Below are 20,134 nucleotides of genomic sequence, written 5' to 3' on the forward strand. Positions count from 1 at the left end.
TGCTCCGAACCGGTCTACCCGTTCCAGCTACGCTTCGATCCTGTTTGCGGATCTCAAACGGGCGAAGCTCCGGGCGAGGAGCCTTGACACATGCACCGGTTCCCACCCCGGCCCGGAGGCTGGGGGTGGGAACCGGGTGGACACGGCGTGGGTCTGTCGCCGGGCCTCACGGGCCGTTCAGACGGTCTTGACGCCCTTCTCGTCGGCCTCCTCGTCCGCGTCCACCTCGACGGCGGCCGTGTCCCGCAGCTCGACCTCCTTGACCAGGCAGGAGACGACGACCGCGACCAGGGCGAGCCCGGTCGCGAGGAGGAACACGCTGCCGGTGCCGTCGGCGGCGGCCTCCTGGTAGACGCGCTGGACGTTCTCGGGCAGTTCGGCGAGCTTGGCCGGGTCGATCTGCGGCTTGCCCTCGCCGGCGTGCGCGCCCCCGGCGAGGCCGCTGAGGGCGTCGCCGATCGTGGTGGCGAAGACGGCGCCCATGACGGAGATGCCGACCGAGCCGCCGATGGTACGGGACAGGGTGGCGGTCGACGCGGCGACGCCCAGGTCCTTGGCCTCGACGCTCTGGATGGAGACGAGGATCGCCGTCTGCATCATGCAGGCCGTGCCGCAGCCCACCAGGACCATGGCGGTGCCGGAGTAGAACGACGAGGTGTCGGTGGTCATGCGGGCGAGCATCAGCATGCCCGCGGCCGACAGCGCACCGCCCGCGACCATGACCGCCTTGTAGCGTCCGGTGGCCGTGATGAGGCGTCCCACCGTCATGTTGGTGGCCATCATGGCGATGAAGGTCGGCAGCAGGAGCAGACCGGCGTTGCTCGCCGAGGCGCCCCCGGCGACCTGGAGGAACAGCGGCAGGAAGGTCATCAGGGCGAACATCAGGGCGCCCACGAGCAGACCGTTGATCTGGACGAGGGAGAAGTTCGCGTTGCGGAACAGGCCGAGCGGCAGCACGGGCTCCTGCGCCCGGCGTTCGACGAGCACGAAGAGGACCGCGGCGACCACGCCCGCGCCGATCAGACCGAGGATCACGAGCGAGGCCCAGGAGTGCTCGGTGCCGCCCCAGGCGCTGACGAGGACGACCGCGCTGATGGCCACGGCGAGCAGCACGACGCCCGGGTAGTCGATGCGGGCCTCGGAGCGGTGCTTGGGCAGCTTCAGGACGGAGCTGACCATGAAGAGGGCGAGCAGCCCGAGGGGGACGTTGATGTAGAAGCACCAGCGCCAGCCCAGGGTGTCGGTCACCAGGCCGCCCACGAGCGGGCCCGCCGCCATCGTCACGCCCATCGCGGCGGCCACCAGGCCCTGGTAGCGGCCCTGCTCACGGGGCGGTACCACCGTGCTGATGATGGCCAGCGCCCCGACCATCAGACCGCCCGCGCCCAGCCCCTGCACACCGCGGAAGGCGATCAGCTGCCCCATGGACTGGGAGAGCCCCGCCAGTACGGAGCCGATGAGGAACACGCCGATCGAGACGAGGTAGACGCCCTTGCGCCCGTACATGTCGCCCAGCTTGCCCCAGACGGGCGTGGAGACGGCGCTGGCGAGCGCGTACGCGGTGACGACCCAGCTCAGCTGGCCGAGGCCGCCCAACTCCCCCACGATGGTGGCCATCGCCGTGCCGAGGACGAGGTTGTCCAGCGTCGCCAGCATCATGGCTATCAGCACGGAGCCGACGATGACGTAGAGCTTGCGGATCTGCGCCTTGCTCAAGCGGGTGTCGGTCGGGGCTGCTTCTTCGGACATGCTTCACCTCTGGTGGGGTCACGCGGGCTGTTGCTGATGTTTCGTCAGTCGACGTTGTCGGGCCGGGTGGCGCGGTCGTGGTGGTCCCGGGTCAGGGACTCGAGATCCGCCACGAGGTCGTGGGGGGCGGGGGCCTTCAGGTACTCCTCGTGCAACTGCCGGGTGCCCTCGCGGAATCGGGGCTCCTCCAGGAGCCGCGCGAGGCGCTCCCGGAGGGCGTCCGCGCTGAACATCGCGGGGTCGATGGTCTCCCCGGCGCCGCGTTCGCGCAGGTGGCGGGCGTTGGTGGGCTCTTCCCAGAAGGGCATGGGAACGATGAGCTGAAGGACCTGGTGGGCGACGGCGGCGTTGAAGGTGCCCGTGCCGCCGTGGTGGATGACCGCCGTGCAGGTCGGCAGGAGCAGGTCCAGGGGGACGTAGTCGATGAGCCGCACGTTGTCCGGCAGGGCGACATCGTCGGGCCACTGTCCGGGCTCGAGGGTGACGAGCAGTTCGATGTCCAGGGTGGACAGTTCGGTCACCGCGTCCGTCAGGGAGACACCCGTCTCCGCGAAGAGCTGCCGGCCGCGGCCGCCCACGCCGAGGGTCAGGCAGACCCGGGGCCGGGAGGGGCGCTCGTCCAGCCAGGGCGGCGGCGTCGCGGCCCCGTGGTAGGGCAGTTGGCGCATCGGCAGGGTGGGCAGGCCGGTGGCCGGCCGCAGTCCGTCGAGGCTGGGGTCGATCGTCCACTGGCCCAGCAGTAGTTCGTCGTCGTAGGCGAGTCCGTACTTCTCGAGCAGGGGCTCCATGAGCCTGGCGAGGATCTCGTCGGGGCCGTCGTGGCCGGCCTGTTCCCGAGCCCTGGCGCGCAGCCACCCGACGTTGTCCTGGCCCCACAGGCACCGCACGTGGGCGGCGCCGACGAGGCGGGCCGCGAGGGCGGCGGGAACGCAGAAGGGGTCCCAGACGACCAGGTCGGGCTGCCAGGAGCGGCAGACCGCGACGAGGTCGTCCAGGGCGTGACCGAAGACGGAGAGGCTGCGGACGGTGCGCAGCCAGGTGGTCTCCCAGTCGTCCGCGTTCTCGGCGTCGAGGGTGAGTCCCGCGTCGAGCTCCTCCAGGAGGCTCGGGTCCTTGCTGAGCTCGACGACGTGCCGCAGCGGTTCGACATCGCCGACGGGTACGGTGCTCAGCCCGGCGGCGCCGACCGTCTCCGCGATGCCGGCGTGGGTGGCGACGCGCACTTCGTGCCCTGCGGCCCGCAGGGCCCAGGCCAGCGGGACGACCGGGTGGACGTGCGCCGTCGCCGGGAATATCACGAACAGGACTCTCACTGACGCCTCCGCGGGGTTGTGGCAGAAAGCCGGCGGCCGAACCAGGGAACAACTTGAACTCGGGTTGAAGTCAACGGCCGGCGGACCTGCGGATCGCGTCCAGCAGGTGCGCCTGCCGCAAGGACGTGTCGTCCGGTGTCGCGCCGGAGCGGACGGCCCGGGCGAACGCCCGGACCGTCGCCGCGACCTGGTCCTGTGCGGGCAGTCGCAGCGTCCGGGTGTCGGTGCCCCGGCTGAGCCGTACGTCGGGGTGGTGGTCGGCGGGTGGGGTGAACACCCGGTCGACGCTGAGCGTGCCTTCACTGCCCCAGAACGCGTAGCCGGAGCGGTAGGCGTGGTCGAGACCGAAGGCCAGTTGGACCGCGACGCCCTCGGGTGTGCTGAGCAGCGCCGTGCCCGCGGTGTCCACCTCCTGGCCGGGGCCCCGGGTGAGGACGGCGCCCCGGACGGTCAGCGCGTCGCCCAGCAGGTGCTGGGCCGCGCGGACCGGGTAGACGCCGGTGTCCCAGAGGGCGCCGCCGCCGAGGTCGGCGCGGTAGCGGATGTCGCCGTCGGCCAGCCGGGGTACGGCGAAGGCTGCGCTGAACCCCCGCAGCTCGCCGATGGCACCGTCGGCGAGGAGCTTCCGTACCGCGTCGTGCTGTCCGTGGTGGACGAACATGACGTTCTCGGTCAGGTAGAGGCCCGACCGCCGGGCCAGGGTGAGCAGGCGTTCGGTGGCGGCCGGGTCGGTGGTCAGCGGCTTCTCGGCGAGGACGTGCCGGCCGGCCCGCAGGGCCGCCTCCGTCCACCGTTCGTGCAGCGCCGCGGGCAGCGGAACGTACACGGCGTCGATGTCGTCGCGGTCCAGGAGCTCCTGGTAGCCGCGGACGGGGCGGGCGCCGTACGGCGCGGCCGTCTCGCGCGCCCTGGCCTCGTCCCGGCCGGCGACCGCGGCTAGCTCGACCCCCTCCGTAGCGGCGATCGCGGGGAGCATGCGGCGCCGGGCGATGTCCGCGCAGCCCAGGACCCCGATGCGCAGGACTCCGGTCATCCGCGGCCCGCCGTCGCGTTGAGGCAGGCGAGGAGGGTGCGGGCCTGCACGTTGACGTAGTGGCCGTGCCGGACGAGGGAGGTGAGCTGCCCCGGTGTGACCCAGCGGTAGCCGGGCGGCGGGTCGAGCGGCACCCGGGGATCGTCGTCGGCGTCCACGAGGAGGTAGCGGCTCTCGGCGTTGAGGAACCGGCCGCCTTCCTCGGAGTGCGTGGCCTCGTAGCGGATGCGCCACGCCGGGGTGTCGAGCACGAGGTCGAGGAAGGGCGGACGCTGGTCGCCCGGCAGGTGGGTGAGGTTGTCGGGGGTGTACTGGACGGTGGGGCCGAGTTCGATCGTGTCGAGGAAGCCGCCCTCGACCCGGGCGTGGGCGAGGACGTGCCGTACGCCCCCGATGTCACGGGTCAGGAAGGCCGTGACGCCGAGGCCGCGGGGCTCGAACAGGGGCTGGGTCCAGCCGGCCACCTCCCGGCTGCCGGCCCGCACGTCGAGGGCGATGACGCGGAAGTAGCGGCCGTCCTCGTGGTCGATGGACGACGGGCCCCGGTGCCACCCGTGCACCTCGGCGAGCGGGATGCGTTCGGCGTGCACGTCGTGGCGGGCGCGCTCGGCGGTGAACCAGGACAGCAGGTCGGTGTCGCTGTGCAGGGCCCCGGGCTCGTCGTGCGGGAGCGGCGCGCAGGCCAGGACGGTACGCGAGTCCATGTTGATCACGTTGTCCCGGTGCAGGAGTTCGCCGATCTGACCGAGGGTCAGCCAGCAGAAGTCGTCGTCGAGGGGCACGTCCTCGTCCGTCTCGACGATCATGTTGCGGTTGCTCTTGTGGAAGAACCACGAACCGTGCTCGGACTGCAGGACGTCGGCGATGACGCGGCCCCGGTCCGGCCGGACGAAGTGGTCGATGTACTTCACGTCCGCGCCCCGGTGCACCTTGGTGTAGTTGCTCCGGGTGGCCTGGACCGTGGGCGAGAGCTGCAGCAGGTTGCGGTTGCCGGGCTCCATCTTGGCCTGCATCAGGAAGTGCAGGACTCCGTCGAACTCCTTGACGAGGAGGCCGAGGATGCCCACCTCCGGCTGCTTGATGATGGGCTGGCGCCACTCGGGGTAGGGCTCCTCGCCCGTGCGCACGTGCAGCCCCTCGACGGTGAAGAAGCGTCCGCTGCGGTGTCCGAGGTTGCCGGTGGTCTCGTCGAACGCCCAGCCGTCCAGGTCGGCGAAGGGGATGCGGTCGACCCGGAACGCGTGGGCGCGGCGGCGGCCGTCCAGCCAGTCGGCGAAGTCCTCGGTGCGCAGCCGGGCACCGGCCTTGGCGGCGGCGGACCGGGCGATCCGCGCGGCCACGCCGGTGTCCTCGCGGGCGTTCAGGACGGGGCTCGGAAGCGTCATGCTCATGCGCGGGCCCCCACGAACTCCTTGACCGAGGAGATGACATAGTCGAGCATCTCGTCGGTCAGCCCCGGATAGACGCCCACCCAGAAGGTGTGCTCGGTGATGATGTCGCTGTTGGTGAGGTCGCCGACGACGCGGTGCGGCTGGTCGATGTAGGCGGGGTGCCGGGTGAGGTTGCCCGCGAAGAGCCGGCGGGTGCCTATCTTCCGGTTCTCCAGGAAGTCGACGAGCTCGGAGCGGTGGAAGGGCGCCTGCGGGTCGACCGTGATGACGAAGCCGAACCAGCTGGGGTCGCTGCCCGGGGTCGGCTCGGGGAGCACCAGGTGCGGCACGCCGTCGAGCCCCTCGCGCAGGCGGCGCCAGTTGCGGCGGCGGGCCTCGATGAAGCCGTCGAGCTTGGTGAGCTGCGTCAGGCCCAGGGCCGCCTGCAGGTCGGTGGCCTTCAGGTTGTAGCCGACGTGGGAGAAGATGTACTTGTGGTCGTAGCCCTGGGGCAGGGTGCCCATCTGGTAGTCGAACCGCTTGAAGCACGTGTTGTTCTTGCCCGGTTCGCACCAGCAGTCGCGGCCCCAGTCGCGCAGTGACTCCACGACCCGCGCCAGCTTCAGGTCGCTGGTGACGACGATGCCGCCCTCGCCCATGGTGAGGTGGTGCGCGGGGTAGAAGCTGACGGTGGTCAGGTCGCCGAAGGTGCCGGTACGCCGGCCCTGGTAGGTGGAGCCGACCGCGTCGCAGTTGTCCTCGACGAGGAACAGGTCGTGCTCCTGGGCGAGTTGGGCGATCTCGGCCACCTCGAAGGGGTTGCCGAGCGCGTGCGCGATCATGATGGCCCTGGTCTTGGGCCCGATGGCCCGGGCGACCCGTTCGGCCGTCGTGTTGTACGTGCCGAGCTCCACGTCGACGAAGACCGGCACCAGGCCGTTCTGGACGATGGGGTTGACCGTGGTCGGGAAGCCGGCGGCCACCGTGATCACCTCGTCGCCGCGGCGCAGCCGGCGCTCCCCGAGGGTGTGGGAGGTCAGCGCGGTGAGGGCGAGGAGGTTGGCGGAGGAGCCGGAGTTGGTGAGGTGGGCCTTGCGGCGGCCGAGGAGCTTGGCGAAGGCCGACTCGAACTTCTTGGAGGCCGGCCCGGCCGCGATCCTCAGGTCGAGGGCGGCCTCGACGAGGGCGGCCCGGTCGTCCTCGTCGAGCACGGCGCCGGAGGGCCAGATCTCGGTGACGCCGGGCACGAAGCCGCCGGTCGGCTGGACGTCGTGGTGGTACTTGCGGGTGGCGTCCAGGACCTCAGACTTGTACTGGCTCATGCTCAGGCTCCTTCGGCGTCGGCGGGGCGGTGCTTGACCGCCTTCCACCAGTTGGGGTTGTCCCGGTACCAGGCGACGGTGTCGGCCAGGCCGTCCTCGAAGGAGATGGCCGGGGCGTAGCCCAGTTCCTCGCGGATCTTGGTCTCGTCGAGGGCGTAGCGCAGGTCGTGGCCCTTGCGGTCCGGCACCCGGCGCACCATCGACGGTTCGGCGTCCAGCAGAGTGAGGAGACGCTCGGTGATCTGCAGGTTGGTCTGCTCGTTGCCGCCGCCGACGTTGTAGATCTCGCCGGCCCGGCCGCCGGTGAGGACGAGCTGGATGGCCCGGCAGTGGTCGTCGACGTGCAGCCACTCGCGGATGTTGCGCCCGTCGCCGTAGAGCGGGACCTGTTCGCCCTCCAGGAGGTTGGTGACGAACAGCGGGATCAGCTTCTCGGGGTGCTGGTACGGGCCGTAGTTGTTGGAGCAGCGGGTGATGGAGACGTTCAGGCCGTGGGTGCGCCAGTAGGAGCGGGCGATCAGGTCGGACGAGGCCTTGGACGCCGCGTAGGGCGAGTTGGGCAGCAGCGGCCACTCCTCGGTCCAGGCGCCCTCGGGGATCGAGCCGTACACCTCGTCGGTGGAGACGTGGACGACGCGCTCCACGCCGGTGGCGAGGCAGGCGTCGAGCACCGACTGGGTGCCGCCGACGTTGGTACGGATGAATTCGGCCGCCGCGTGCAGCGAGCGGTCGACGTGGGACTCGGCGGCGAAGTGGACGACGGCGTCGTGGCCCGGCAGGACCTCGCGCAGCAGTCCCGCGTCGCAGATGTCGCCCTCGACGAAGGTGAGACGGGGGTGGGACTCGGGGAGGTTGGCCCGGTTGCCCGCGTAGGTGAGCCGGTCGAGGACCGTGACCTCGGCGTCCTCGAAGCCGGGGTGGTCCCCGTCGAGCATCGTCCGTGTGTAGTGCGAGCCGATGAATCCGGCCCCGCCTGTGACCAGTACCTTCATGCTGCCACCTCGATTCGGGTGTGGTCGCCCACCACCATCCGGTGGTAGGTGCCGACGTCGTCGCCGCCTGTGTCGACGGTCGCGTTCCGGCCGATGATCGATCCCTGGATGCCGGGAACCTTGGAGATCGTGGCGCCGTCGAGGACGATGGAGTCGCGGATGCGGGTGTCGCGCAGGGTGCAGTCCTTGCCGATGGCGGTGTCCGGGCCGATGTAGGAGTCCTCTATGACGCAGCCCGCGCCGACGACGGCCGGTCCCTCGATGCGGGAGCGCACGACGCGCGCGCCGGCCTCGATGCGTACCTGGCCGATCAGTTCGCTGGCCTCGTCGGCCTCGCCGAGAAGGGCCGGGCGCAGGCTGGCGAGCAGGTGGCGGTTGCACTCCAGGACGTCGTCGGCGCGGCCGGTGTCCTTCCAGTAGCCCTGGTACTCGCTGGCCTTGATCTCGGCTCCGTCCTCCAGGAGCCACTGGATGGCGTCGGTGATCTCCAGCTCCCCGCGGGCGCTGGGCGTGATGGACGCGACGGCCCGGTGGATGTCGGGCGTGAAGAAGTACACGCCGATCAGGGCCAGGTCGCTCTTGGGCTCCCGCGGCTTCTCCACCAGGCGTACGACCCGGCCCTCGCTGTCCAGTTCGGCCACACCGAAGGCCCTCGGGTCCTCCACCTTGTGCACCACGATCTGGGCCGCGGGCCGGCCGGTACGGAACTCCTCGGCGATGGAGGCCGTGCCCTCGGGCAGCATGTTGTCGCCCAGGTACATGACGAAGTCCTCGTCGCCGAGGAAGGGCTCGGCAAGCGCGACGCAGTGGGCCAGGCCCAGGGGCGCGTCCTGCGGGATGTAGGTGACCCGCACACCGAGCCGGCTGCCGTCGCCGATCGCCTCCGCGATCTCCGAGGCCCAGGCACTGTTGACGATGACGCCGATGTCGGTGACGCCCAAGTTCCTGATGTCGTCGAGCACATGCTCGAGGACGGGCTTGTTGGCGATCGGGATGAGCTGTTTGGGCATGGAGTAGCTGAACGGCCGCAATCGCGTGCCGGATCCGCCTGACAACACCAGTGCCTTCATGGACTAGTTCTCCTCACCATGTCTGGAAAGAAATGCGCGTGGCCGCCTCATCGGGCGGCCACGGGGCGGCAAAGGGGTGCGTGTCTGTCATTCGGTTACCGTGAAGTCATGACCTCCGTTTCCTGGAAAGCGCAAGAACTCACTGTCGGTGAATTGGCCGAGCGCAGCGGGGTCGCCACCTCGGCGCTGCGCTACTACGAGCGGCACGGGCTGATCATCAGCCGGAGGACGACGGGAAATCAGCGCCGCTACAGCCGCGACACGCTCCGGCGGGTCGCCTTCATCCGGGCCTCGCAGCGGGTCGGTATCTCGCTCGAGACCATTCGCGAGGTGCTGGGGCTGCTGCCCGACAACCGGACGCCCACCGAAGAGGACTGGGCGATGGTGTCCCACTGCTGGCACAAGGATCTCAACACGCGCATCAGGCAGTTGGAGGAGCTGCGGGACGAGCTCAGCAACTGCATCGGCTGCGGCTGTCTGTCGCTGAAGCGGTGCGCGCTGGCCAACCCCGAGGACGTGTACGGCCGGAACGCGACGGGGCCGGCCCGGCTCACGTCCTGACGACGCGGAGGCGGGAACCGGCCGGGTGTCGTACCCGGCGGGTTCCCGCCTCCAACGCGCTTGTGAATGAACGTGCTTCTCGGCGATCAGCCCGGGTAGGGGCGGGTGCCGCGGCCCTCGCGCAACACGGTGGCCCACCAGTCGAGCTGGGCCAGCATCCGCTTGGCGGCGGCGGCGCACTCGCCCTCGTCGGTGGCCTCGCCCTGCTCGTCGAAGAGCTCCCAGGCGTTGTGGAAGCTCATCGCGTCGCGCACGGTGACCGAGTGCAGTTCGGCGATGACCTGCCGCAGGTGCTCGGCGGCGCGGATGCCGCCGCCCTGGCCGCCGTAGGAGACGAGGCCGAAGGCCTTGGCGCCCCACTCGGCCCGGAACCAGTCCAGGACGTTCTTCAGGGCGGCGGGGAAGCTGTGGTTGTACTCGGGGGTGACCAGGACGAACGCGTCGGCCTCGGCCAGACGTCCGGAGATCTCCGCCTGGACGGCGGCCGTCTCGGCGTCCGGCTGACCACCGAAGTCCGGCATCACCATCGGCAGGGAGTGCTCGGCGAGGTCCACGACGTCGACCTCGAACCGGCCGAACTGGCGCGCCTCCTCGGCGAACCACTTGGCCACGGGCAGGCCGAAGCGTCCCTCGCGGACGCTTCCGACGACGATGACAAGGCGCAGCGGCTTTTCCGACATCTCAATCTCCTTGAGCGTTTCTGAACTGTCTCTCGGCAACACGTAGAGCTTCGTAGTTGAACGTGGGTTTAAGTCAAGCGGTGGTCCGGACTCCTTCGTGAGAGCGTGGAAATCCGGTCCGGTGGCGCGCGGTCAGCGCCTCCAGGACCGGGACGGTGTCCCGGGGACTGGGGATGGCCAGCACCTCCTCGTGGAGTGCCGCGGCCCCCTCCCGGAAGCCGGGGTCCCCGAGGAGCCGGGTCAGCGCCTGCCGCACCGTGCCTGGCGTCAGCTCCGCCGGGCCGAGGGCGAGGCCGGCGCCTCGGTCGGCCACGTAGCGGGCCAGCGCGGGCTCGTCCCACTTGGGTACGGGGACGATCAGCTGCGGTACCCGGTGCGCCGCCGCCGCGGCGTAGGTGCCCGCTCCGCCGTGGTGGATGATCGCCGAGCAGGTCGGCAGCAGCAGATCGAGCGGTACGTAGTCGACGGCCCGGACGTTGGCCGGCAGGCTGCCCGCGGTGGCGAGTTCCGCCGCGGTGAGGGTCGCGACGATGTCGACGTCCAGGTCGCCGAGTTCGGCGAGCAGATCGGCCACGGACACCTCGCCGTTCCCGGTGCCCGGACCCCGCAGCCGTCCGGTCACCCCGAGCGACAGACACACCCGGGGGCGCTCGGGCGCCTCGCGCAGCCAGGCGGGAAGCGCGGCGGCCCCGTTGTACGGGATGCGGCGGACGGGCACGCGCGGGTGGTCCACCGGCAGCTGCATCGGCGTCGGTGTGAGGTCGATGCTCCACTGCCCCAGGAGGAACTCCTCCTCGTAGGTGTGGCCGTAGCGCTCCAGCATCGGCTCCAGCCAGGCCGTCAGCGGGTCGGCTTCGGCGGGCGCGCCCGGCGCGGTTCCGCGCGGCGGCTCCCCCAGGGACTGCGCTCGGATCCAGCCCACGTGGTCCCGGCCCCACAGGAAGCGGGCATGTGCGGCACCGACCTCGCGGGCGGCGATCGCCGCCGGGAAGCACAGGGTGTCCCAGACGACCAGGTCGGGGCGGAACGAGCGGGCGTGGTCGACGAGGAGGTCGACGTAGGGCCGATGGCCGGCCGGGAGGCCTTCGACCGGGTAGGTCATGGCGAACTGGGTGGCCATGCAGTGGCGGTTCCACTTCCAGCCGACGGCGCCGTCGGGGGTCGACCCGACGTTCGGCCCGTCGTTCGGCCCGTCGTACGTCTCGTCGTTCGGCCCGTCGTACGTCTCGTCCACGGCCAGGGCGTGCGGGCTGAGTTCGGGCGTGCGGCCTGCCTTGCGGGCCGCGACGAGCGGGGCCAGGTCCGCCCTGTCCCCCAGCGCCGTGGCGGGCAGACCCGCGGATCTGATCAGCTCCGCCACGTCGTCGTCCGTCATGCCGAACTGGCTGACCACCTCGACCTCGTGGCCGGCGCCCTGCAGCGCCCAGGCCAGCGGGACGATGTCGTAGAAGTGGGCTCTCAGCGGAAACGCCACGAGCATGACGCGCATCGGGAGTACTCCTTGTGCGGGGGCGGGGTGTCAGGTGCGGGCCGGCCGTGCGGCCAGCCGCTCCAGGACCGGGACGACGTCGCCGGGTGCGGGCGTCGTGAGCGACTCCTCGTGGAGCACGGCGGCGCCGCGGCGGAAGCTCTCCTCGCCGAGCAGGCGCCGCAGGTCCTCGCGGAACGTGTCGGTGGAGAACTCGGAGCTCGGCCGGTGGATTCCGGCGCCCTGCCGGTGGACGTGGCGGGCGGTCGCCAGCTCGGCCCAGAACGGCAGCGGGACGACGAGCTGGGGAACCTCGTGCGCCACGGCCGTGGCGAACGTCCCGCCGCCGCCGTGGTGGACGACCGCGGCGCACGTCGGCAGCAGCCGGTCGAGCGGGACGTAGCCGGTCGTCCGCACGTGGGGCGGGATGTCGGTCAGCTCTGCCACCTGGCCGTCGTCGAGGGTGGCGACGAGCTCGATGTCCAGGTCCGCGACCGCGTCCAGGAGCGCGGGCAGCGTGACCCCGGTCTCCCGGAAGAACTGCCGTCCGCGGCCGCCGAGTCCCAGGGTGAAACAGACCCGGGGTCTGGCCGGCCGCTCCGCCAGCCAGGCGGGGTGGTGGCCGACGCCGTTGTAGGGCACCCGGCGTACGGGAATGCGGCGCGCATCGGTCGGCAGGGCCATGCCCGGCGGCATCAGGTCGAGCGTGAACTGGCCCAGCAGGAACTCCTCGCGGAACTCCAGGCCGTACGGCGCGAGCAGCGGCTTCATGAGCGCGGCGAGCGGGTCGTCCGCGTCCTGGGCGGCGAGGGACCGCTGCCGGAGCCATCCGATGTTGTCCTGGCCCCACAGGTAGCGGACGTGGGTGGCGCCGACGAGGTGCGCGGCGATCGCCCCCGGCAGGCAGAACGTGTCCCAGACGACCAGGTCGGCACGCCAGCCGCGGGCGAAGGCGACCAGGTCGTCGAGGACGGCAGGGTAGAGGGACAACACGTTGCACACGTGCCGCCACTTCTCCCGCCAGTCGCCGGGATCCTCGGTGTCCAGGGCGAGGTTGGCGGTGAGCTGGTCGAGCCGTTCGGGGTGGCGGCTCAGCTCGACCACGGGCCGCAGGTCGTCCGGCGCGCCGACGGGTACGGCGGTGAGCCCGGTGGACGTGACGGTGCCGACCATGTCCGGGTGCATGGCGACGCGGACCTCGTGGCCCGCGCTCTGCAGCGCGCGGGCCAGCGGGACGACGGGATGGAGGTGGGCTGCCGACGGGAAGACGGCGAAGAGGACGCGCAAGGGTCTCTCCTGTACATGGGGTGCGGGGCGGGGTCAGACCAGCCGGGCCAGGTCTGCCGCCACGTCGGTGGGCGAGGGCATCCGCGCCATGAGCCGAGCGAGCTCCCGGGCGCTGTCGCGCGGGGTGTCGTCGGTCAGCAGGGTCTTCAGCGAGGTGGCAAGGAGCTCCGGGTCGTCCTGGTCGACGGCCGTGTCGAGGCTGATGGCCGCGCCGGCCGCCGCCAGCTGGTCGCCATGGGCGAACTGGTCGGCCAGCTGCGGCAGGACCAGCTGCGGCAGGCCGAAGGACGTGGCGGTCATCGCGGTGCCGGAGCCTCCGTGGTGGACCACCGCGGCGCAGTGGCGCAGCAGCAGGTTCAGCGGGGTCGGCTCGATCATGCGGACCTGCGAGGGCACCGGCCCGATCTCGTCCCGGTAGCGTTCCTCGACGGTCACCAGTGCCTCGGTGTCCGCGAGCCCGTCGAAGGCGTGCAGGATGCGCCGTACGTGCGGGACTCCGTTGAGTTCCAGGGTCCGTACGCCGAGGGACACCACGACGCGCCGCAGGCCGTCCCGCGGCGCCCGGTCGAGGCCGGGCGGGAGGGTTCCCCCGCCGTTGTACGGCACGTAGCGGATGGGCGTTCCCTGTTCGGCGCCGGGGAGTTGCAGTCCGGGCGGGCACGGGTCGAGCAGCACGGTCGGGGCCGGGAGGCCGTCGAGGCCGAGTCGCTCGCAGCGGTCCTGGAGCGCGGGGCGGGCCGCGGCGCGCAGCGGGCCCGACAGGGGGTCGACACCCCACCGGTACTGCACCACCGGAACGCCCAGCACCCCGCCGAGGATCAGCGCGTTGCACTCGATCGTGTCGGAGACGACGACGTCCGGGCGGAAGGCGCGGGCGAGTTCCAGGTAGTGGGGCAGCACGCTGTCGCTGTGGTCCGCCCAGACGTCCGGGAACCGCGTCACGGGTTCCGGGCGGCCGAAGGCGTCGATGGCGCGCTCCCCGTCCTTGAGCGCGCCGCGCATCCGCTCGCTCACCCGGAACCAGTCCCCCACGCTCACGCCGCCCAGGCCCGCGGAGCGGACGGCGGTCATGATGTCCGGCTGGCCGGCCACGAGGACGTCGTGGCCGGCCGCGCGCAGCGCCCAGCCCAGTGGGACCAGCGGCATGAAGTGGGTCGGTACGGGCGTGGTGACGATCAGGGCACGCATCAGGTCTCCTCGGACGACGGGGCCGCGGTCCGGGCGGCGGCGAGCTGGTGGTCGACGAAGCTGTCCAGGACCCGCCGGTAGTACGTGGGGCCGAAGCCCATCCCGGCCACCTCGGGGACGAGGGCCCGGAGCTTCTCGGTGGAGATGATGTGGTGCGCGTCGACGTCCTGGTACTCCCGCTCGACGGACAGGCCGAGCCGCGCTTCGAGGTGGTCGACGATGCGTTCCACCGGCACGGCCTCTCCCGAGGCCACGTTGACGGTCTCGCCGCGCAGCCCCTGGCCGAGCAGCCGGTCGATGATCTCGACGACGTCGTCGACGTGGATGAGGTCGCGGACGGCGCCGCGGTGCACCCGTACGCTGCCGGTCCGCATCTGCTGGACCAGCAGCGGCAGCAGCTGGTGCGGGGGCTGGTCGGCTCCGACGAGATGTCCGAGGCGGAGGATCAGGTGGTCGGCGCCGGAGTCGCGCAGCCGCTCCTCCAGGGCGAGTTTGTGCGCTCCGTACGGCGTGCAGGGGGTCACGGGGCCGTCCTCGCGGCCGGGGCCGAGGACCTTGCCGTAGACGCCGGTCGAGGCGGTGGAGAAGAAGAGCAGCCGGCGCCCCGTCGCGCGGCAGTCGGCCGCCACGTCGCTCAGCAGCCGCTCCTCGCGGTCGAAGTCGGCCCGCGCGGTGCCTCCGGCCCAGGAGACCCCGGCCGCGAGGACCACGGTGTCCGGGTGCCGGGCGGAGAGCGCCCGCAGGTTCCGGGCGAGGAATCCGTTACCCACGATGTGCATGCGCGTGTTCCTCCAGTACGGCCACCAGTGCGGCGGGGGTCGGGGCTTCCTCCATCTCGGCGCGCAGCCTCGCGGCCACCGCCCGTGCGGAGGTGTTCTTCAGCAGCTCGGTGGCGGCACCGCGGATCGCCGCCGGTGTCGCGGTCGCGTTGTGCAGCGTGCGGGCTCCGCCGGCGAGCGCCAGGCGTTCGCCGATGAGCTCCTGGTCCAGGGCGTTGGGCAGGGCCAGTTGGACCACGCCCGCGGCGAGGGCCGTCATGACGCTGCCGGCGCCACCGTGGTGGACCACCAGGTCGCAGTCGGCCAGCAGCAGCCGCAGCGGCAGGTGCGCGACCGCCCTCATGTGGGGCGGCAGCGGGCCAAGGGTGTCGAGGTCCTCGGCGGTGACGGCGAGGACCACGTCGGCGTCGAGGTCGGCGAGCGCCTCGACCACCCGGGGCACCGCGAACGAGGCGGGCCCGAACATCCTGGTGACCGAGGTGCCCCAGACGACGCCCACCCGGGGCCGGTCGGGCCTGTGCCGCAGCCAGGGCGGCATGGCGCCGGGCCCGTTGTACGGCACGTGCCGCACCGGCAGCCGGCGGGCGCGCCGCAGCGGCGGGGCGAGGCTGCGCGGCGAGGGGTCGATCACGAGGTCGTAGACGTCGGCGCCCATCGTGCCGGCGTCGTGGCGTTCGAAGAGGCCGTAGACGTCCAGGGGGACGAAGCCCACGCCGTCCGGCGCTCCCGGGACCTGGTCGTCGGGGCCCGTGGGACCCCACAGGTGGAGCGCGGTGGGGATGCCCAGCGCGCGGCCGACGAGCGGTCCTTCGATGCTGACCAGGTCGTGCAGGATCAGGTGCGGTCGCCACCAGCGGGCGAAGGAGACCGCGGCGTCGGCGCTGCGCGTGGCCATGCCGAGCAGCAGCTCCCAGTTCTCCTCCATCCAGGCCGCCGCGTCGAAGTCGTCCAGGGACGCCATCGGCGCGCCGGTCACGGGGTGCGGCGGGGGCTCCGGGAAGGGCCAGCGGCCCGCGCGGGCCTGGGAGTGGTTGTGCGTACGGGCCTTGACGGCCTGGTCGACCGCTTCGAGGACCGGGACCGGTGTGAGCCCGGCGCGTGTCACGGCCCGCTCCTGGTCCGGCGTGCACACGACGCGGACCTCGTGGCCGGCCGCCTGGAGCGCCCAGCACTGCGCCACCATGGCCAGCCAGTGCGTGGTCCAGTTGGAGACGGTGAGCATCACCCGCATCGGTCCGGCCCTTCTCTCTGCGCGGCGTCGCGCCGCAGGTCGGTCAACTGGTCGTGGAGCGAGGTGTCGAGGTCGCGGCGGGGCCGCCAGCCGAGCAGCCGCGCGGCGAGCGAGATGTCCACCTGCTGCCACTCGGCCCGGGAGGGGCCGGGCGCCGCGTCGGGCTCGTCCTCCGTCACGGGGACGGGGACACCGCTGAGGGCGACCATCCGGGCGACGGCTTCGCGCACCGGAGCGGCGCGGCCGCCGCCGATGTTGACGACCCGGCCGGTGGCGACGCCGTGCGGGGCGCGCGCCGCCGCCAGCGCGGCCTCGGCGGCGTCCCGTACGTCGATGAAGTCCCGCCCGGCGCGCAGCGAGGCGAACCGCAGCGCCTCGGGTGGTTCGCCGCCCGCGTACCGCTCGGCGGCGTCGACGAGGTGGTGGGCCACCGAGCCCAGCAGGCTGGCGCGTGGTGCGCCGGGGCCGCAGGCGTTGGTGATGCGCAGCACCGTGGCGTCCAGGCCGTCGGCGGCGCCGCGCAGGACCCGGTGGGTGCCGAGCAGTTTCGTCCTGCCGTACGCGGTGACGGGCACGGCGGTACGGTCCTCGGTCGCGGCCGTGCCCGCCGGGATCGCCCCGTACTCGTGGACGGTGCCGATCTGGATGAGCCGGGGGCGGCGCGGCAGCGCGGTCATCACCTCCACGAGGTCGCCGACCCAGCGGGAGTTGGCCTCGCTCATCTGGGCCGGTGTCCCGCTCCAGGCCTTGCCGTAGGTGTTGACGACGACGTCGGCGTCATGGAGCAGCCGGGCCAGTTCGGTTCTGCCGCTGCCGGCCAGGTCGTGGTCGACCGGGGTGATGCGCCCGGCCGGTGCCGGTACGGGGCCGCTGCTCGCGGTTCGGGAGACCTGGAGCACCCGCGCGCCGGCGTCGGCCAGGGTCCGGCAGACGTGCAGGCCGAGGAAGCCCGTGCCGCCCAGCACGACGACGTTCATCAGCGGGCCGGTCCGTGTGTCGGGAGCCCGGGTCGGTGCAGGGCGGTGAGCCGCTCCAGGATCGGCACGGTCGCGGCGGGGCTGGGCGTGTCGAGCCACTCCTGGTGGAGGCGGTCGGCGCCTTCGCGGAAGCCGGGTTCGGTCAGCAGGCGCAGCAGGCTGTCGCGGAGCACCTCGGGGGTGATCTCCGGGTCGGTGAGCACGAGTCCGGCTCCCGTCTCGGCGACGTACTGCCCGGTCTCCGCGCGGTCCGCACCGCCGACCGCGGGGATGATCAGCTGCGGGACCCGGTGGGCGGTGGCCACCGCGAGCGTGCCCGCGCCGCCGTGGTGGACGACGGCGGAGCAGGTCGGCAGGAGCGAGGTCAGCGGTACGTAGTCGAGGACGCGGACGTTGTCGGGCACCGTGCCGACGGAGGCCAGCTGGCCGGCGTCCAGGGTGGCGACCAGTTCGATGTCGAGGTCGGCGGTCATGTCGAAGAACTCCGCCACGGGGTGTTCGTCGCCGCCGGCGAAGAAGTCGCGCCGGCTCACGCCGAGGGTGAGGCACACCCGGGGGCGCTCGGGGCGGAGTTCGTGCAGCCAGCCGGGCAGGGGGCCGTCGTCGTTGTACGGGACCCGGCGCAGCGGACGGGAGTCGACGCGGACCGGGAGGCGGGTGCGCGGGGGCTTGAGGTCGAGGGTCCACTGGCCGACGAGCAGGTCCTCGCCGAAGGGGATGCCGTACCGGTCGAGGGTGGGCCGCGCCATGGCAGCCATCCGGTCCGTGGTCATCCGCTCGGTGAAGCGCTGCCGTGCCCATCCGAAGTGGTCGAAGGCGTGCAGGATCCTGGCGTGGGCCGCTCCGCAGGCGCGGGCCGCCACCGCGGCGGGGAAGCACAGCGGGTCCCAGACGACGAGGTCCGGTCGCCAGGCGGTCGCGAAGCCGACGAGTTCGTCGGTGAAGGATCCGGCCTCCGGTGCCCGGCCGGGGTGGTACAGGCCGAAGGTCTCCAGCATGAAGTGACGTATCGCGGTGCGGAAGTTGGCCTCGTCGGGGCCGAGCTCCAGCTCATCGGTGATGAGGTCGAGGACCGCCGCCCGGTCCGCCGGGACCTCGGTGGTGAGGAAGTTCCTCTCCCCCAGCGACACCGCGGTCAGACCGGCCGCGGTGACGGTGTCGGCGACGTCGGGGTGGCTGGCCACGACGACCTCGTGGCCGGCGGCGCGCAGGGCCCACGCCAGGGGTACGACGGGATAGACATGCGCCGCCGCCGGAACTATGGCGAACAGAACGCGCATCGGTGTTCCTCCTTCGGCTGTGCCGGTGGTCACGGCGACGGCACCGCGGCGGCGGCCGCGGCGAGGGCTTCGTCCCAGGTGACGAGCAGCCCGGACGCCGCGGCCTGGGCCACGGTCGGGGCTCCCGCGTCCTTCTCCGACAGCAGCGGCGGCCCGTCCGCGTCCCACGGCAGCGCCAGGTCGGGGTCGAAGGGGTTGATGTCGACCTGGGTGCCCGGGACGTGCGCGCTGGACAGGACGTAACAGATGCAGGCGTCGTCGGTGAGGGTGAGGAAGCCGTGCCCGACGCCTTCGGGGACGAGCACGGAGAGCCCTGAATCGGCGTCCAGGACGTTCGTGTCGTACACCCCGAAGGTCGGGGATCCGATGCGCAGGTCGACGATGATGTCGCGCAGGGCGCCGCGGACGCAGGTGACGAACTTGGCCTGGCCCGGCGGGACGGTGACGCTGTGGATGCCGCGCAGGGTGTTGCGCCGCGAGACGGAGTAGTTGATCTGCCGCGGGGCGAAGGGGCGGCCGGTGGCCTGCTCCAGAAGGTCGGTGCGCAGGCCCTCGTAGAAGTTGCCGCGCGGGTCGGTGATCAGGTCCGGGGCGACTCGGTAGGCTCCCGGCACCTTGGTCTCGGTGATCCGCACGGCTCAGCGTCCGGCATCGGCGGAGCGCCGCCGGACGGAGGTGCGCAGTGCCGCCGCCACCGTGTCGACGTCCGTGTCGTCCATGCCCTGGTGCAGCGGCAGGAGCAGGGTGCTCTCGGAGCAGATGTCGGTGCCGGGCAGGTCCTCGCCGCCCGCGCGGTAGGCGGGCACCTTGTGCAGCGGGGGGTAGCGCAGGGTCGTGTACACACCCTGGTCGAGGAGGTCCGCGGCGACCTGGTCGCGGATCGCGGGGTCCAGCTGCACCCAGTAGAAGTAGTACGTCGACTCGTGGCCCTCGGGCAGCGGCGGGGGCGTCACGACGCCTTCGGCGTCGGCGAGGAGCCGGTCGTAGCTCTCCGCGATGGCGCGGCGCCGGGCGACGAAGCCGGCGAGCCGGCCCAGCTGTACGGAGCCGATGGCGGCGGTGACGTCGTTGCCGATCACGCGGCGGCCGTAGTTCCGCACGTTCAGCTCCCACCAGCGGTGGGAGACCTTCGCGGCGCTGAACCCGCTGGACTGCTCGAGTCCGTGGTACGCCAACTGCCGTGCCTTGCGGGCGAGCTCGGGGTCCTTGACGTACAGCATGCCGCCGTCGCCGGTGACGAGCACCTTCATCGAGTCGAAGCTCCACATGGCGATGTCGCCGAAGGTCCCGCAGGCCTGGCCGCCGGCCCGGGAGGCGACCGCGCAGGCGGCGTCCTCGATGAGGGTGATGCCGCGTTCCCGGCAGAGGTCGGCGATGGCCGCGATGTCGCCGGGGTAACCGCCGTAGTGCAGGATCAGCACGGCCTTGGTGCGCGGGGTGAGGGCGCGTTCGATGTGGGCCGCCGTCGGGTTCAGGGTGCGCTCGTCGACGTCGCAGAACACCGGCCGGGCGCCGCTGGCGGCGACGGCGTTGGCGGCGGCCACGAAGCTCATCGAGGGCATCACCACGTCGTCGCCCGCGCTCAGTTCCAGGAGCTCGACGGAGAGAAAGAGTCCGGCGGTCGCCGAATTGATGAACAGCGTCTGCTCGGGAGCCACACCGAGATGGCCGGCGAACTCCTCCTCGAATTTCTTGGTGCGCGGCCCGTGGCCCAGCCAGTTGTCGGCGAACACCTGGGATATCGCGGCGAGTTCCTCATCGCCGAGGCTGGGCTGGAATACGTTGATCACGAGTCCTCCGGACATCGAGCCTGGTCATCGTTGGGCGCACCGCC

Annotated in this window: 18 protein-coding genes; 1 reads left to right on the forward strand and 17 read right to left on the reverse strand. The window is 72.0% G+C overall.

Features of this window, described 5'->3' with window-relative positions; genetic code table 11:
* Positions 1-177 precede the first annotated feature (177 nt).
* From AB0F56_RS35310 to AB0F56_RS35340, 7 genes are all read right to left on the reverse strand, one after another.
* Positions 178-1,749: an MDR family MFS transporter gene (locus tag AB0F56_RS35310; protein ID WP_362017327.1), complete on the reverse strand. Its 1,572-nt coding sequence runs from the start codon at positions 1,747-1,749 to the stop codon at positions 178-180.
* 44 nt (positions 1,750-1,793) lie between these two features.
* Positions 1,794-3,062: a nucleotide disphospho-sugar-binding domain-containing protein gene (locus tag AB0F56_RS35315; RefSeq protein WP_362017329.1), complete on the reverse strand. Its 1,269-nt coding sequence runs from the start codon at positions 3,060-3,062 to the stop codon at positions 1,794-1,796.
* A gap of 70 nt (positions 3,063-3,132) precedes the next feature.
* The gene (locus AB0F56_RS35320; protein ID WP_362017331.1) at positions 3,133-4,095 is read right to left on the reverse strand and encodes a Gfo/Idh/MocA family oxidoreductase; all 963 of its coding nucleotides are present in this window, start codon (positions 4,093-4,095) and stop codon (positions 3,133-3,135) included.
* The gene (locus tag AB0F56_RS35325; protein ID WP_362017333.1) at positions 4,092-5,486 is read right to left on the reverse strand and encodes an NDP-hexose 2,3-dehydratase family protein; all 1,395 of its coding nucleotides are present in this window, start codon (positions 5,484-5,486) and stop codon (positions 4,092-4,094) included. The genes AB0F56_RS35320 and AB0F56_RS35325 overlap by 4 nt, the downstream gene beginning before the upstream one ends.
* Positions 5,483-6,787, reverse strand: coding sequence for a lipopolysaccharide biosynthesis protein RfbH (gene rfbH, locus AB0F56_RS35330; RefSeq protein ID WP_362017335.1), 1,305 nt, complete (start codon positions 6,785-6,787; stop codon positions 5,483-5,485). The genes AB0F56_RS35325 and rfbH overlap by 4 nt, the downstream gene beginning before the upstream one ends.
* A gap of 2 nt (positions 6,788-6,789) precedes the next feature.
* Entirely contained in the window at positions 6,790-7,779 is a 990-nt protein-coding gene (gene rfbB / locus AB0F56_RS35335) for a dTDP-glucose 4,6-dehydratase (protein ID WP_362017337.1), read from the reverse strand.
* Complete coding sequence (locus AB0F56_RS35340; RefSeq protein ID WP_362017339.1) at positions 7,776-8,849, reverse strand: glucose-1-phosphate thymidylyltransferase; 1,074 nt, start codon at positions 8,847-8,849, stop codon at positions 7,776-7,778. Before AB0F56_RS35340 ends, rfbB begins: the two co-directional genes overlap by 4 nt.
* A 108-nt stretch (positions 8,850-8,957) precedes the next feature.
* Between AB0F56_RS35340 and soxR the strand changes: the two genes are divergently transcribed.
* Positions 8,958-9,410, forward strand: coding sequence for a redox-sensitive transcriptional activator SoxR (soxR, locus tag AB0F56_RS35345; RefSeq protein ID WP_362017341.1), 453 nt, complete (start codon positions 8,958-8,960; stop codon positions 9,408-9,410).
* An 86-nt stretch (positions 9,411-9,496) separates the two neighbouring features.
* Here the strand turns inward: soxR and AB0F56_RS35350 are convergent, their stop codons facing one another.
* The 10 genes from AB0F56_RS35350 to AB0F56_RS35395 form a co-directional block, all read right to left on the reverse strand.
* Entirely contained in the window at positions 9,497-10,090 is a 594-nt protein-coding gene (locus AB0F56_RS35350; RefSeq protein ID WP_362017343.1) for an NAD(P)H-dependent oxidoreductase, read from the reverse strand.
* Positions 10,091-10,163: 73 nt separating this feature from the next.
* The gene (locus tag AB0F56_RS35355; RefSeq protein WP_362017345.1) at positions 10,164-11,579 is read right to left on the reverse strand and encodes a nucleotide disphospho-sugar-binding domain-containing protein; all 1,416 of its coding nucleotides are present in this window, start codon (positions 11,577-11,579) and stop codon (positions 10,164-10,166) included.
* A 30-nt stretch (positions 11,580-11,609) separates the two neighbouring features.
* Positions 11,610-12,845, reverse strand: a complete 1,236-nt coding sequence (locus AB0F56_RS35360; protein ID WP_362017347.1) for a nucleotide disphospho-sugar-binding domain-containing protein — start codon at positions 12,843-12,845, stop codon at positions 11,610-11,612.
* Between the two features lie 33 nt (positions 12,846-12,878).
* The gene (locus tag AB0F56_RS35365) at positions 12,879-14,033 is read right to left on the reverse strand and encodes a nucleotide disphospho-sugar-binding domain-containing protein (protein ID WP_362017349.1); all 1,155 of its coding nucleotides are present in this window, start codon (positions 14,031-14,033) and stop codon (positions 12,879-12,881) included.
* Positions 14,033-14,812, reverse strand: a complete 780-nt coding sequence (locus AB0F56_RS35370; protein ID WP_362017351.1) for an NAD-dependent epimerase/dehydratase family protein — start codon at positions 14,810-14,812, stop codon at positions 14,033-14,035. Before AB0F56_RS35370 ends, AB0F56_RS35365 begins: the two co-directional genes overlap by 1 nt.
* A complete protein-coding gene (locus AB0F56_RS35375; RefSeq protein ID WP_362017353.1) occupies positions 14,796-16,043 on the reverse strand; it encodes a nucleotide disphospho-sugar-binding domain-containing protein in 1,248 nt (415 codons plus the stop codon). Before AB0F56_RS35375 ends, AB0F56_RS35370 begins: the two co-directional genes overlap by 17 nt.
* Positions 16,034-17,020, reverse strand: coding sequence for an NAD(P)-dependent oxidoreductase (locus AB0F56_RS35380; RefSeq protein ID WP_362017355.1), 987 nt, complete (start codon positions 17,018-17,020; stop codon positions 16,034-16,036). The genes AB0F56_RS35375 and AB0F56_RS35380 overlap by 10 nt, the downstream gene beginning before the upstream one ends.
* A complete protein-coding gene (locus AB0F56_RS35385) occupies positions 17,020-18,300 on the reverse strand; it encodes a nucleotide disphospho-sugar-binding domain-containing protein (protein ID WP_362017357.1) in 1,281 nt (426 codons plus the stop codon). The genes AB0F56_RS35380 and AB0F56_RS35385 overlap by 1 nt, the downstream gene beginning before the upstream one ends.
* Before the next feature lie 29 nt (positions 18,301-18,329).
* Positions 18,330-18,935, reverse strand: a complete 606-nt coding sequence (locus AB0F56_RS35390; protein ID WP_362017359.1) for a dTDP-4-dehydrorhamnose 3,5-epimerase family protein — start codon at positions 18,933-18,935, stop codon at positions 18,330-18,332.
* A 3-nt stretch (positions 18,936-18,938) separates the two neighbouring features.
* Positions 18,939-20,090, reverse strand: coding sequence for a DegT/DnrJ/EryC1/StrS family aminotransferase (locus AB0F56_RS35395; RefSeq protein WP_362017361.1), 1,152 nt, complete (start codon positions 20,088-20,090; stop codon positions 18,939-18,941).
* Positions 20,091-20,134 lie beyond the last annotated feature (44 nt).

Source organism: Streptomyces sp. NPDC026092 (genome assembly GCF_040638605.1).
Lineage (GTDB): Bacteria > Actinomycetota > Actinomycetes > Streptomycetales > Streptomycetaceae > Streptomyces.